The organism is Verrucosispora sp. WMMD1129 (assembly GCF_029581255.1).
In the GTDB taxonomy this organism is placed as follows: domain Bacteria; phylum Actinomycetota; class Actinomycetes; order Mycobacteriales; family Micromonosporaceae; genus Micromonospora; species Micromonospora sediminimaris.
This window is the reverse complement of sequence record NZ_CP120741.1, coordinates 3,597,668-3,610,348: the sequence shown is the minus strand read 5'-3', so window position 1 is coordinate 3,610,348 and position 12,681 is coordinate 3,597,668. Positions and strand designations below refer to the sequence as shown.

14 protein-coding genes are annotated in these 12,681 nt (G+C 70.4%); 9 read left to right on the top strand and 5 right to left on the bottom strand.

Annotated features, from left to right (window positions below; translation table 11 throughout):
* Nucleotides 1-6: 6 nt before the first annotated feature.
* Together O7624_RS16865 and O7624_RS16860 are read right to left on the bottom strand one after the other, a co-directional pair.
* Nucleotides 7-378: a metalloregulator ArsR/SmtB family transcription factor gene (locus O7624_RS16865; protein ID WP_093411352.1), complete on the bottom strand. Its 372-nt coding sequence runs from the start codon at nucleotides 376-378 to the stop codon at nucleotides 7-9.
* A gap of 44 nt (nucleotides 379-422) precedes the next feature.
* On the bottom strand, nucleotides 423-1,439 hold the full coding sequence (locus O7624_RS16860; RefSeq protein WP_282236476.1) for an NAD(P)-dependent alcohol dehydrogenase: 1,017 nt from the start codon (nucleotides 1,437-1,439) through the stop codon (nucleotides 423-425).
* 198 nt (nucleotides 1,440-1,637) lie between these two features.
* Here O7624_RS16860 and O7624_RS16855 point away from each other — a divergent pair, with 198 nt between their 5' ends.
* The 3 genes from O7624_RS16855 (at nucleotide 1,638) to O7624_RS16845 (ending at nucleotide 4,896) form a co-directional block, all read left to right on the top strand.
* Nucleotides 1,638-2,813 (top strand): sensor histidine kinase, encoded by a 1,176-nt coding sequence (locus O7624_RS16855; RefSeq protein ID WP_282236475.1) that lies wholly within the window; start codon nucleotides 1,638-1,640, stop codon nucleotides 2,811-2,813.
* Nucleotides 2,810-3,475, top strand: a complete 666-nt coding sequence (locus O7624_RS16850; protein WP_282236474.1) for a response regulator transcription factor — start codon at nucleotides 2,810-2,812, stop codon at nucleotides 3,473-3,475. The genes O7624_RS16855 and O7624_RS16850 overlap by 4 nt, the downstream gene beginning before the upstream one ends.
* 80 nt (nucleotides 3,476-3,555) lie before the next feature.
* Nucleotides 3,556-4,896 carry an ATP-binding protein gene (locus tag O7624_RS16845; RefSeq protein WP_282236473.1) on the top strand — a complete coding sequence of 447 codons (1,341 nt, stop codon included), beginning with the start codon at nucleotides 3,556-3,558 and terminating at the stop codon, nucleotides 4,894-4,896.
* Between the two features lie 4 nt (nucleotides 4,897-4,900).
* Here O7624_RS16845 and O7624_RS16840 read toward each other — a convergent pair whose 3' ends face one another.
* Entirely contained in the window at nucleotides 4,901-5,536 is a 636-nt protein-coding gene (locus O7624_RS16840) for a response regulator transcription factor (protein ID WP_282236472.1), read from the bottom strand.
* Between the two features lie 154 nt (nucleotides 5,537-5,690).
* Between O7624_RS16840 and stsA the strand changes: the two genes are divergently transcribed.
* The 6 genes from stsA (at nucleotide 5,691) to O7624_RS16815 (ending at nucleotide 10,082) form a co-directional block, all read left to right on the top strand.
* A complete protein-coding gene (gene stsA, locus O7624_RS30675; RefSeq protein WP_348774953.1) occupies nucleotides 5,691-5,801 on the top strand; it encodes a StsA family sactipeptide RiPP in 111 nt (36 codons plus the stop codon).
* Between the two features lie 73 nt (nucleotides 5,802-5,874).
* Nucleotides 5,875-7,335, top strand: a complete 1,461-nt coding sequence (gene stsB / locus O7624_RS16835) for a StsB family radical SAM/SPASM domain sactipeptide maturase (RefSeq protein WP_282236471.1) — start codon at nucleotides 5,875-5,877, stop codon at nucleotides 7,333-7,335.
* Entirely contained in the window at nucleotides 7,332-7,613 is a 282-nt protein-coding gene (locus O7624_RS16830; protein ID WP_282236470.1) for a PqqD family protein, read from the top strand. The genes stsB and O7624_RS16830 overlap by 4 nt, the downstream gene beginning before the upstream one ends.
* The gene (locus tag O7624_RS16825; protein ID WP_282236469.1) at nucleotides 7,610-8,347 is read left to right on the top strand and encodes a signal peptidase I; all 738 of its coding nucleotides are present in this window, start codon (nucleotides 7,610-7,612) and stop codon (nucleotides 8,345-8,347) included. Before O7624_RS16830 ends, O7624_RS16825 begins: the two co-directional genes overlap by 4 nt.
* Nucleotides 8,344-9,285: an ABC transporter ATP-binding protein gene (locus tag O7624_RS16820; RefSeq protein WP_282236468.1), complete on the top strand. Its 942-nt coding sequence runs from the start codon at nucleotides 8,344-8,346 to the stop codon at nucleotides 9,283-9,285. Before O7624_RS16825 ends, O7624_RS16820 begins: the two co-directional genes overlap by 4 nt.
* Entirely contained in the window at nucleotides 9,282-10,082 is an 801-nt protein-coding gene (locus O7624_RS16815) for an ABC transporter permease (protein ID WP_282236467.1), read from the top strand. The genes O7624_RS16820 and O7624_RS16815 overlap by 4 nt, the downstream gene beginning before the upstream one ends.
* Before the next feature lie 137 nt (nucleotides 10,083-10,219).
* On the opposite strand, the gene O7624_RS16810 is transcribed toward O7624_RS16815, so the two are convergent.
* A complete protein-coding gene (locus O7624_RS16810; protein ID WP_282236466.1) occupies nucleotides 10,220-11,440 on the bottom strand; it encodes a cellulose binding domain-containing protein in 1,221 nt (406 codons plus the stop codon).
* A 229-nt stretch (nucleotides 11,441-11,669) separates the two neighbouring features.
* A complete protein-coding gene (locus tag O7624_RS16805) occupies nucleotides 11,670-12,641 on the bottom strand; it encodes a PaaX family transcriptional regulator C-terminal domain-containing protein (protein ID WP_282236465.1) in 972 nt (323 codons plus the stop codon).
* Between the last annotated feature and the right edge of the window lie 40 nt (nucleotides 12,642-12,681).

Genomic DNA, 12,681 nt, shown 5'->3' with positions numbered 1-12,681 from the left:
GGCCCGTCAGCGGCTCTTCTTCGCCGCCCGCTTTCGGGGTGGCGTCAACAGGTCGGCGATCGCGGCGATCGCGGACGGCACCAGGCGGTAGTACGCCCAGACGCCACGCTTGTCCCGCTCCAGCAGGCCAGCCTCGGTCAGAATCCGCAGGTGATGACTCACGGTCGGCTGGGAAAGCCCGAGCGGCGCGGTGAGGTCACTCACGGACGCCTCCCCGGTCGGAGACGACTGGATGAGGCTGAGCAGCCGCAGCCGCGCCGGGTCGGCAAATGCCTTCAGCACTCCCGCGAGGCGCTCGGCATCGGCAGGTTTGATCGGCTCGCCGGTGAGGGGCGAGATGGCGGGCGTCGTAGTCTTCGCAGTTCCCACGCCTTGCATCGTTGCAGCAACAAGCACCGATCGGTGGTGAAACGAGGGCTGGATCACCGTGAGTTGTCCGAGAAAATGCTGATGACGACCTTGGCGCGGGCGTGCTCGGTCTCGACATACCGGATCGCGTCGGGTACCTCGTCCAGCCGGTAGGTCCGATCGATGACCGGGGCCAACCTGCCGGACTCGGCCAACTCCCGCAGCGTCGCGAGGTGCCCCCGACCTGCCGCCGCGGACGGCGCGACGATGCGGTGCCGGACGAAACGCCCTACCAGTGGTCCCCGGATCAGCATGCTCATCGGCCCGAAGACACTGCCGCCGGTGAACACGCCGCCGCCGGACAGCAGCAGTGTCCCGTCGGTGGTCAGCACCCGCCGACAGTCGGTCAACGACCGGTTGCCGACCAGATCGAGCAGCACCTCGTAGCGGCGGCCGGCGCGGACGGCGTCGGTGCGGGTGAAATCCTCCCTGGTGTAGTCGACGACATGATCCGCACCGAGCGACCGGACCAGTTCGACGTTGCGGGACCGGCACACCGCGGTCACCTGCGCGCCGTACGCCTTGGCCAACTGCACCGCGAAGGTGCCCACCCCGCCGGACGCCCCGTTGATCAGAACGTGCTGCCCGGCCCGGAGTTCGGCGGCGTCGCGTAGGCAGACCAGGGCGGTGGTGGCGGCCAACGGGATCGCCGCCGCCTGCTCGAAGCTCAGGTTCGCCGGTTTCGCCGCCACCAGGTTCTCGGCCACGCACACGTACTCGGCGAACGCGCCACCGGCGGGGCCGGCCTCGCCGTACACCTCGTCGCCGGGCCGGAAGCGGGTCACCGCCCGGCCGACCGCCTCGACCCGACCGGCGAAGTCCTGGCCCCGGATCGGCGCGGTGGGCCGACGGAGCCCGAACGTCAGCCGGGACAGGTACGGGTCGCCCCGCATGGCGTGCCAGTCGTACGCGTTGACCGAACTCGCCCGCACCCGGACCAGCACCTCGTCGTCGCCGGGTGTCGGTACGTCGACCTCACTCAGCCGCAGGACGTCGGGTGAACCGTACCGGTGCTGCACGATCGCCTTCATCGAAACTCCTCGCCGTCGCGTGTCGAATGCTCTGCCACTGAGCCTGTCGGCACGGGTCGGGCAATGCGTCGGTGTGCCGGCGGCACCGCTGCTACTCCCCGCGCGGCAGCGGGCGGGCCGTGCTACTCCCCGGGGAGTACGCCGCACTGCCACCGTCGGGGCTGCCGAGGTCGACGCCGATCGGCCTACAGTGCGAGCATGAGCCGGTCGAGCCCCGCTGCCGACGTGGCATCCCCCGGCGAGCGGCCGAAGTCGCGGCCCGGGCCGGGCCTGGCGGTGCTGACCGCGCTCGCCCAGCCGGTCGGCACCGCGATCGTCGCCGGTTGGCAGCACGCCAGCGTCGGGGTCGTCGGATACGTGCTGCTGGTGTTCAGTGGGCTGGCGCTGGCCGACCGGCACCGGTTCCCGCGCCGGAATTTCCTGATCGTGGTCGCCGCCACCCTGGCGTACCACCTGCTGGATCGGCCGGTCGGGGTGAGTTTGCTGGCGCCGATGATCGGTGCGGCGGTGGCCATGGTCGCCGGCCACCGGTGGCTGGTGGCGACGGCCTCCGCCGGGTCGTACGCAGTCTGGGTGCTGGTCAGTGGCGCCACCCTGAACCAGGCGTTGGCGGCGTTGGCGCTGATCGCCGGCGCCGGTCTGGTCACCGAGATCGGCATCCTGGTCGCCGCCGAGGTCCAGAACGGCATCGCGGAGCAGCGCCGGCTGTCCGAGGAGCGGCAACGCCGCCGAGCCAGTGAGCAGCGGCTGCTTATCGCCGCCGAACTGCACGACGTACTCGGTCACCACCTCTCGCTGATCAACATGAGGGCCGGCGTCGGTCTGCATCTGATGGATCGCGACCCGGAGCAGGCCCGGGCGGCGCTCGACGCGATAGCGCAGTCCAGCGCGGAGGCGCTGCGCGAGGTGCAGGCGGTGCTCAACACGCTCTACCCGACCGGCGAGGCCGCCCCGCGAGCCCCCGCGCCCGGGCTGGACCGGCTCGCCGAGCTGACCGGAGACGCCGCGCTGCCGACCCGGACCGTGATCGACGGTACGGTCCAGCCGCTGCCCGCGGCCGTGGACCGGGCCGCGTACCGGATCGTGCAGGAGGGGTTGACAAATATCCGCCGGCACGCCGGTACGGGTGCCGCCGCCACCGTCACCATCGGGTATCGGCAGGATGCGTTGGTGGTCGAGGTCCACGACGACGGTGGCGGTGTGCGGCAGCCGGCGCCGGCACCTGCGGGGAACGGCATCACGGGGATGCGGGAGCGAGCTGCCGCGTTGGGTGGTGAGCTGACCGCCGGGCCAGCGCCGGACGGCAGCGGCGGCTGGCGGGTACGCGCCACCCTGCCGCTGGGGCGTGACCAGACGCGGGAGGCGACATCGTGATCCGGGTTCTGCTCGTCGATGATCAGGTGCTGGTCCGGGCCGGTTTTCGCGCGCTGCTGGACGCGGAGCCGGACATCACCGTCGTCGCCGAGGCCGGCGACGGTGCGCAGGCGGTCCGGCTGACCCGGCAGACCGTTCCGGACGTGGTCCTGATGGACATCCGGATGCCCGGGGTGGACGGGTTGGCCGCCACCCGGCAGATCACCGCCGACCCGGAGCTGTCCGGGGTACGGATCGTCGTGCTCACCACGTTCGAGCTGGACGAGTACGTCGGAGAGGCGTTACGCGCCGGTGCCGCCGGGTTCCTGGTCAAGAACACCCAACCGGCCGAGCTGATTCAGGGGGTACGGGTGGTGGCCGCCGGCGACGGGCTGCTGTCGCCGAGTGTGACCCGGCGGGTGATCGAGCAGTTCGCCGCCGGTACCGCCACGCCTGTCGCACCTCGGCGGCTGGCCGAGCTGACCGAACGGGAACGGGAGGTGGTGGCTCTGGTCGGCACCGGGCTGTCCAACGACGAGATCGCCGCGCGGCTGGTGGTCAGTCCGGCTACCGCCAAGACACACGTGTCCCGGGCGATGGTCAAGCTCGGCGCCCGGGACCGCGCCCAGCTGGTGGTGTTCGCGTACGAGGCCGGTCTGGTCCGGCCCGGCTGGCTGCCCTGACGTCAAACCCCGATCGACAGACCGACACCCGACAATGTCGATCGTTGTAGGCCCTCTGCGGCTCATCGAGGATTTCTCGCATGAGCATCGGTCGCCGCTCCACACCGCTCCACGAAGCGGGCGCGCGCCTTGACGGCGAGGCAGCGAGCCGTGGGGAGGGTGCCGGCCCCGACGCTGCCGCCGCGCCCGTACGCGGGCTCGTCGGCCGTCTGAGGCGGCGTTTCGTCGAGGCCCGGCAGGGCTGGATAGACGCTCGTGCCATGGCCACGCTGCCCGGCCTCGACCGGGCCCTCCGGTTCGTCGCCGTACTGCTGTTCGCCCAGCGCGCCAGCTACCTGCTGCCCGCCGCGTCGAGCCTGGGCTCCACCGGCGCCACCCACTACCGTAGCCCGGCGCTCAACCTGGCGATGGTGACTGTGGTGGTGGCCTGGAACGCCATCCTGGCCGTCGCGGTCTGGCGGCGCGGCTGGTTCACCATCCGACACGTCGTCGTCGACATCGCCGTGACCTGCGTGCTGCTCTTCGTGGCGAACGCCAACCTACGGGACGGCTTCGAGCTGAGCGCCGCCAACTGGATGGCGAAATTCGCTCTGGGCACCGCGGCTCTGGCCGGTGCGGTGTTGAGCGTGTCCCGGATGCTCGTCGCGTTGGCGGTGCTGGTGCTGGCCGCCGTCGCCGCGATCGCCCTGCGCACCGGAGGGCTGCCACCGCTGGAGTCCGGCTTCCTCAACCACGTCAACTCCAGCCTGTGGTTCGCCCTGTTGCTGCATTTCATGCGCCGCTACCTCGCCGCCCAGGCGGACGCGGTGGACGCGGCCACCGCCCGGCGGATCACCGCCGAGACCGCGGCTGCGGCCAGCCAGGCCCGGTTCGCCGAACGACTCCGGCAGTTCCGCCACCTGCACGACACGGTGCTGGCCACCCTCACCGCGATCTCCCGTGGCGGTCTCGACCATCGCACCGAGGCGGTCCGGGCCCGGTGCGGTCGCGATGCCGACTATGTGCGGCGTCTCATCGCCGAGGAACGCCCGGAGCAGACCACCTCGCTCGGCGCCCGGCTGACCGAGGCGGCTGAGGCAGCCGACGCGCTCGGCCTGCGGGTGCACCTGCTCATCGGAGAACTGCCGGACGACATCCCCGACCGGATTGTCGACGGGATCGGCGACGCGACCCGGGAAGCCCTGAACAACGTGGCGCGGCACGCCGGGACCGGGCGGGCCTGGGTGTCCGCGGACTGGACCGACCGGACGCTGACCGTACGGATCGTCGACCGTGGGCTGGGCTTCACACCCGATCGTGCCACCTCCGGTTCCGGGCTGCGGCGCTCGATCAAGCAGCGGATGCGCGAGGTCGGTGGCTCAGCTCAGGTCTTCTCCGACCCCGGCGACGGCACCTGCGTCGAACTGGTGTGGGACGGGTGACCGGCTACCGGATCAGGTCGTCCTCCCGGGCACGGTTGGCCAGATCCAGCTTCGTGTAGGTGGGTCGGCCGGCTTCGCCGTACTTCGCCTTCACCCGGTCCAGGTACCGCCGGGCGGTGGCCGGCTGGACGCCGACGCGCCGCGCCGCCGCGGTCAGCGTCATACCGGACGCGTACGCCACCAGGACGGCCTGTTCCTGCGGTGACAGTTTCGGCCGGTCGGGTCGGGAATCGTGTGACCAGGCGTACGCCAGTTCCGGCGAATGGGCGACCCGGCCCTGCGCGACGTCGCGAATCGCGGCGGCAAGGGTGGACAGGTCGTTGTCCTTGGTCAGGTAGCCGAGTGCGCCCGCCCGCAGCACGTCGACGCCATGGGTCACGTACGGAACAGCGCTGACGACCAGCACCTGCCGATCACGGACGGCCAGCCGACGCACGTTTTCGACCGGCTCGGTCCGGTCCGCGAGCAGCAGATCCAGCACGACCACGTCGGCTGGAGCCGGTTCAGCCGCGAAGAACTCGTCGACGGTCCCGGCGGTGCAGACCAGCCGCAGGTCGGGGGCCTCGGCCAGCCACGCCCTGATGCCGTCCAGCAGCATCCGGTCGTCGTCGATCACGGACACCGAGATCTCGGGACGCACGTGCGACACCGTCTCCCCGGTGCGACTGTCCTGTCAAGACGTCAATTTTGCCCTCTGGAACGGCATAGACACTCTGAGCAACCCTCTGCGCGTGGTCGGGGCGTCTCGCGGGAGTGGCCCGTTGCCCGGCCGCAGCAGCGAAAGGAGGGCCCACATGCTCAAGTGGGAGAAGCCCAGCATCCGTAAGGCCGAGTTCGCGGCGCAGCTCGGCTGCGCCTGCGCCTGCGGGGCGCTGGCCGGCGCGGGTTCCGGGCACGCCAACTAACAACACCCGACATCGGTGGCGGGGGCCACGCCTGCCGTGGCCCCCGCTCGGAACGCGGAAGGTGGATCCCGTCATGCAGCTGTCGGGGATGTGGTCAGAGCTGGTCGTCCCGGACGACCTCGTTTACTTTCAGTGCCGGGACCGCTATCTCGTGGAGAACCCCGGCATCGCCGCGTGGGCGGTCGTCGGCGACGGAGAAATTGACGTGCTCCGGGCGCTCGCGTCCGGCGTCGAGTCCCCGGCCGACCCGGCCACGACCGAGCGGGCGCTGGCGACGCTGGTCCTCAACTGGCTGGTCTACCTCCCCGGGCAGCAACCCCGGATTCGGCCGGCTGAGCCAGCGCTGCGCATGGTCTATTACGCGATCACCGACGGGTGCAATCTGCGGTGCCCGTACTGTTACGCCTCCTCCACCCGCAAGCTGCCCGGCGAGTTGGAGCCGCACGAGTCGCTCGACCTGGTCGACCAGATCGCCGACATGGGCGCAGAACTGCTCATCCTGACCGGTGGCGAGCCGATGCTGCGCCCGGACTTCTTCACAGTCGCCGACCACGCCCGATCACGGGGGTTGCGGGTCAACTGCATCACCAACGGCACCCGCATCCCGGACGAGGCGACCGCCCGACGGATGGCGGACACCTTTGGCAAGATCACGGTCAGCCTGGACGGCGGTGTGGCGGAGGTCCACGAGCGGACCCGGGGCAAGGGCACCTTCGCGCGCACCGCCAACGCGCTCGCGCTGCTCAACGCCGCCGGCGTCAGACCCGACATCAACCACGTCGTGTCGCCGGACAACATCGGCGCCCTGGACCAGCTCATGACGTTCCTGGACGGCATCGACTTCGGCAACGTGCGGCTGATGAACCACACCGGCATCGGCCGTGGCGCCGAGGACGGGGTGCATTTCGCCTGGGAGCACCATCGCGACGTGCAGCGGTTTACCTGGACCAACCCGGTGGCGCAGAAGATCCTCACCGAGGGCCCCAAGGCGGTCAAACCGTGCTCGATCCGGGGCAACTGCGGGCTCGGCGGCACCGAGATCTACATCAACTCGCTCGGCGATGTCTACCCGTGCAAGCTGGTCACCGGTCCACTGCACAAGGCCGGCAACGTGCGCGCGCAGCGCCTGGCCGACGTGTTCGCCAACCCGGCGCTGTCCCAGCTGCGCACCAACACCGTGTTCGAGGGCGAGAACCTGGCCGACTGCCGGCGCTGCTACATCCGGGCCGCGTGCGGCGGCGGTTGCCGCGCGTACCACGCGGCTGAATCCGGATCGATCACCCGCAACAGCCGGCACCACTGCCGGATCCTGCGACACTCGATGATCGCCAACATCTGGCGCTCGAACGGTTTTACCGGCGTCGACCTGCTGGAGAACGAGTCCACCATGACGGTGCCCCGGCTGATCCGGGACGGCACGGTGCACCCGGTGTACGACGACTGGCGCACCGACACCGATCCCGCCGACGCGGTCCACCGCCGGGCCCTGCCGGTGCTGACCAACCGGACGGGGGCTTCGTCGTGCTCAGCGTGAATCCAGAAGTGGTGTGGGTGGACAACGACGACGAGGTGCGTATCTACCACCCTGGTACCGGGGAGTTCCAGACCTTGAACGCGACCGCCGCGCGGATCTGGCGCAAGCTCGCCAACGGTGCTCAGATCGACGACGTGGTGCGTGACCTGGCCACCGAGTTCGACGCGCAGGACGAGCACGACCGACGGCAGATCGACCGGGACGTCCGGGAGTTCGTCACCGAGCTGGGCCAGTTGGGCATGCTCGGGCCCAGCCGGACTGCGGAGGCGGGCCGATGACGACGGCCGTCGCCGGGTTCGCCGACCTGATCGCACATGCTCTTTCCGCCGGCCGGACGGCTCGCATCCCGGTGACCGGTTCGAGCATGTGGCCAGCCATCGACCCGGGCTCGGTCGTGACTGTCGAACCGGCCGCCTGGCCGCAGATCCGGCCCGGCGACGTGGTCGCGTACCGGCATCAGGACACCGTCATCGTGCACCGGGTGATCGAGCGACGCGACGACCATCTGATCACGGCCGGCGACAACAAACCACTGTTCGACCCACCGGTCGCCGCGGCAGCGTTGCTCGGCCGGGTCACCGGGGTCCCCGACCCGGTGGCACCGCCCGCGCCGACCTCGACAGCCGCCGCCGAAGCGACCGTGTGGGTGGTCGGCGACCGGGCGGCGGTCGCGCCGCCTGGCGTACGCCTGCGCCGGATCGCGCCGACCGAACTCGCCGCCGCGTTGCGCTCGGTAACCGGCACGATCGCCGGGGTGTCGGCTGCCGCCGTGCGACCGCTCACCGCTCTCCGCAGCGCCCCTCCCGGTCCGTTGACCGTGGTGATCGGGATCCGGTTCGGGCGCAGCGGTGCCAGCCGGACCGGGTACGACCCCGGTGGCCTGCCGGTGCTGCCGCCGGACGCGGTCCACCTGCACGTGCGCGCCGGTGACCCACTCTCCGACGTGGGCCCGGACGACGCGGTCCGGGCCGTCGCCGAGACGCTCGGCCACAGCGAGGGGACGGTGCGGTGACCGAGGATGCAGTGACCGCGACCGCCCTGACCAAGACCTACCCGGGCGCGTCGACGCCGGCCGTGGACCGGATGACCTTCAGCGTGCCGTCCGGGCAGTCGATCGGGCTGCTCGGCCCGAACGGCGCCGGGAAGACCACCCTGCTGAAGCTCGTCTGCGGTGTCTCGCCGCCCACCTCCGGTCAGATACTTGTGCACGGTGCCGCCCCCGACGGCGCGGCGCAGCGCGACCTCGCCGTGGTCCACCAGAGCGGCCCCTTCGACATGATGCTCACCGTGCGGGACAACCTGCGGATCGCCGCCGGGTTCCGCGGGCTGAACTGGCGCCGGGTGCGCACCCGCGCCGACGCGTTGCTCGACGAGTTCGACCTCGCCGGCAAGAGCGACGACCTGGTCTTCACGCTCTCCGGTGGCCAGCGTCGCCGGCTCCAGGTGGTGCGCGCGCTGCTGCGGGTGCCCCGGCTGCTGTTGCTGGACGAGCCTTCCGCCGGGCTCGATGTGGAAGGCCGGCGTCGGGTCTGGGACCTGCTCGACGAACTGCGCCGGACGCACGGCCTGACGTTGGTTTGGACCAGCCACCACATGGACGAGTTGGAGCGCAACTGCGAGCGGATCCTGGTCGTGCAGCACGGCAGGATCCTGCGCGACGGCAGTTCCGAGCAGCTCAAGGACGAGGCGGGCCAGGTCACGGCCGAGCTGCGTACCGGCTCCCCGGACGACTGGGCGGCGGTGGCCGAGTGCGCCCGGCTCACCGGGCTTGCCCCCGAGTACCGCGGTGAACTCTTCGTGCTCACCGGCGATGACCTGCGCCGCCGGCTGCCCGCGCTGATCGCCGCGCTCACCGAGCGTCAGGTGGCGATCGAGAGCGTGGCGCTGACCAGCTCCTCGCTTGAGGACGCGTTCCTGGCCCTGACCCGCGCGGAGGTGTCGAACCGATGACCACGACCACTGGGCCGGCCGCACCCGCCTGGCACGGCACCGGCCTGACCGCGACCCTGCGCCGCGAGTTCCTGCTGCTCACCCGCAACCGCACCAACCTGCTGTTGGCGATCGTGCCGACAGCGGTCTACATCACGTTGTTCGCCACCTCCCTGACCGACCTGATCGGCACGGTCACCTACCGGGGACAGCAGATCGGGTACGCCGACTTCGCGGTACCGGCGCTGATGTTCTCGTCCCTGCTCGCTGCCGCGACCACGTCCGGGACCGCGCTCTTCCAGGAACGGATGAGCGGCATGTCGCTGGAGCTGTGGTCCTATCCGCTGACCCGAGGCCAGTACGTGCTCGGCAAGCTGCTGGCTGGTTCGGCGCTGGTGCTCGCCCAGACACTCTCCGCGCTCGCGGTGACCGCGCTGCTGTTTCAGGGACGCTGGGCGGCCGACAGGTGGTTCGCGCTGCTGTGTGGCGCGCTGGTCGCGGCGTGCGCCTTCAACGGGCTGTACCTGCTGCTGGCCACGCTGGTACAGGACTTTCAGCGGTTCACCGTACTGATCAACGTCCTGGCGCCGGTGCTGCTCTTCGCCAGCCCGTCGTTCTACCCGATCGATGCGATGGGTACGCCGCAACGCTGGCTGGCCGCGATCAACCCGGTGACGTACGGAGTGACAGCGCTACGCGAGGCGCTGCTGTACGGTTTCGCGTCCGCGCTCCCGTACCTACTGCTGCTCGCCGCAGCCGCCCTGGTCTCGATCGCCCTCGTCGGCAGGTCGCTGGCCCGGCAGGCCCGCGGTCTCTGAGCAGGCTGCGCCGGACCTGGGCGGTGACCGACGTGGTCGGACGGATCAGGCCGCGAAGGCGTCGAGAGGAGCCGAAGCCCAACTGGGCGGGCCGGTGCCGGGGGCACCGGTCCGCCCAGTCGACTGGTCTGCCGGGCTCAGTTCCCCGTGCAGGTGGCGGTGACACCGCTGCCGTTACCGGTGCCCTGGAATCCGAAACTGGTGGTCTGACCGGCGGCCAGTCGTCCGTTGTAACTCTGATTCGTGACGGTGATGGTGCCGCTGGTGGCGCTGTTCACACCGTTCCACATCGAGCTGACCGACGCTCCGTTCGGCAGGTTGAGGGTGACCCGCCAGCCGGTGAGTGCGGTGCTTCCAGCCGTGACGTTGACGTTGGCGACGAATCCACCGTTCCACTGGTCCTGCACCGCGTAGACGGCGGTACAGGCGGGGGTCCCGCCAGGCGGGGTGGTCGGCGGGGTGGTCGGCGGGGTCGTGGGTGGGGTCGTGGGCGGAGTGGTGGGCGGCGGGTCGCCGTCGAGGGTCAGGTTCTTCTGCTGGACGCTCCACTGGCTGCGGCACAGGCCGCAGTTGGACCCGACGAAGTTGGTACCGGCGGTGGTGTCGCCCTTCAGCCGCCATTTGAGGTAGAGCACCGCCACCCGGCCGAACTCGCCTCCGTTGGGCTGGTCGTAGGTGCCGCCGTGCCCGACGTTCAGGTTGCCCATGAAGGCGGGCAGCCCGGCCGGCAGCTTGCCCCAGTCGTCAATGGCGTTCGGGTAGGCGATGTCGCTGGGCCCGCCGATGAAGTAAGCGATCGGCTTGGTCAGTCTGCGGAGCTGGTAGTCGTCGGCATCATTCAACAAGCCGCTGCTGAAGATGCCGGTCGTGGTGACGCGCGGGTCGTTCGAGACGGCGTAGGCCTCCAACCCTCCGCAGGAGAAGCCCGCCACGGCGACCTTGGACGTGTCGAGTTTGCCGTAGTACTTGCTGCCCTGCCGGGAGTTCTCGGCGACGGCCCAGTCGATGGACTGGGTGAGCATCTGGGAGGTGGTGGAGCCGGATCCGTTCGGGGCGCCGTTGGCGATGGCGAGGAAGCCGTGGGAGGCGATCTCGCGGAGGAAGTTGCCCTGCGACAGGCCGTTTGCGGAGCAACCGCCGTTGCCCCAGACCAGGATGGGAAGGCGCTCGGCCGGCAGTGTCTGGGGCCGGAAGATGGTGTGATTGGCCAGGCTGGCCGAGGTCTCGTAATCGGCGGGATAGGGACCGGAACCACCGACCGCGGCACCGGCCGGTGACGCGCCCAGCGCCACGATCACGGCGGTGGCCGGAACGATCGCGGCTACCAGGCCGGCGTAGATCTTCGATCTCCTGCTCATGCACCCTCCAGCGGATGTCGGGACGGGCGCTCCCTGCGGTGGTGGTGGCGGTGGTTCATTCGCATCCCGACCCCGGTGACCAGCGCTGGCCACGGGTCAGGTCGATGCGCGCGCGGACCGCCCGGCCGCGGTCCCCACAGGCAATCCGATGGGAGCTGTGTGCAGTTACTATCACTCCCGCAACGAAAAGTGTCAATGTTCGGCCTCGCCACCCGGTCCCCGGTCGCCGTCAGCCCCGCAGGGGGTGAGCTGCCGTACTTCCACCGGTCGGCTCCGGCCGGGTGGGGTCGCGCGAGGCCTGGAAGTGTGTGATCCACGAGGCGGCGTCCGGCCAGTACGGCGTCGCCACCTGGACCAGACGCGCCTGGGCGAGCGCCCCGAGCGCGGAATGGATGTCGAGAAACGTGTCTCTGGCCTGCTGGCGAGGCCAGGGCGTGGGCAGCAGATGGTTCGGCAGATCCGGATCGATGTCCGGGAACTTCCGCCAGGAATCCATGGCGGAGGTTCGGGCGACCAGCGCCCGGGCGGCGTCCACCTCACCGTTACGCGCGGCTGCTCGCAGCTCCGCGTACTGCTCGATGAAAGCCGTGTAGGCAGCGGCGAGTGCGGTCAGGTCGTACGCGGAGGCCGGACCGTGGGGCCCTGACTCCTCGTCGAAGCGTACGTGCATGATCGACCACCGGGCGTCCCCGACGGAGTGCAGCAGTTCGTTGAGCGCCTCCCGCACCGGCCCGGCCTCGCGTCCGGGCCGGATCCACACGCTGTCGTACAGGCCCACGAACCGCAGTGCGCTCAACGACCTGCGCACTGCGTGGCGAGCCGCCTGGCCGGAGCTTGGAAGCGAGAAGGAGACCATCACCCATTCACCGGTCCACCGTGGCGGCTGGGCACCGAAGTTCAGAAAGTGCTGCATCCGGGAGCGATGCTTGGCGATCGCCTGCGAGGTGAGGTGATAGACCGGTGGTCGTCCGTTGCCTCGCGTCGCGATGAGACCGCGCTTGACCAGCCGGGACAACGCCGCCCGGGCACTGGCCTCGCTCACCCCGAACTCACGCAGCATCGCGATGACCGCCGTCGACGGCAGATCGGCATCCGAGGAGTCGAGATACTCGCCGAGCAGGGTGGTCAGCAGATGTTGCGGACTGGAACCGATCTGGGCCCGGGGAATTCGGACCTCGTCGGCGGGCTCCTGGGCGTTCACCTCAACAGCCTGCATCACCCCCTGGCTCATCAGCTCGCCG

Excerpts from the sequence above, each read along its gene's own strand:
- O7624_RS16825 (WP_282236469.1), top strand. The coding sequence starts at position 7,610 with ATGACGACGGCCGTCGCCGGGTTCGCCGACCTGATCGCACATGCTCTT.
- stsB (WP_282236471.1), top strand. The coding sequence starts at position 5,875 with ATGCAGCTGTCGGGGATGTGGTCAGAGCTGGTCGTCCCGGACGACCTC.
- stsA (WP_348774953.1), top strand. The coding sequence starts at position 5,691 with ATGCTCAAGTGGGAGAAGCCCAGCATCCGTAAGGCCGAGTTCGCGGCG.
- O7624_RS16865 (WP_093411352.1), bottom strand. The coding sequence starts at position 378 with ATGCAAGGCGTGGGAACTGCGAAGACTACGACGCCCGCCATCTCGCCC.
- O7624_RS16855 (WP_282236475.1), top strand. The coding sequence starts at position 1,638 with ATGAGCCGGTCGAGCCCCGCTGCCGACGTGGCATCCCCCGGCGAGCGG.
- O7624_RS16845 (WP_282236473.1), top strand. The coding sequence starts at position 3,556 with ATGAGCATCGGTCGCCGCTCCACACCGCTCCACGAAGCGGGCGCGCGC.
- O7624_RS16810 (WP_282236466.1), bottom strand. The coding sequence starts at position 11,440 with ATGAGCAGGAGATCGAAGATCTACGCCGGCCTGGTAGCCGCGATCGTT.
- O7624_RS16815 (WP_282236467.1), top strand. The coding sequence starts at position 9,282 with ATGACCACGACCACTGGGCCGGCCGCACCCGCCTGGCACGGCACCGGC.
- O7624_RS16860 (WP_282236476.1), bottom strand. The coding sequence starts at position 1,439 with ATGAAGGCGATCGTGCAGCACCGGTACGGTTCACCCGACGTCCTGCGG.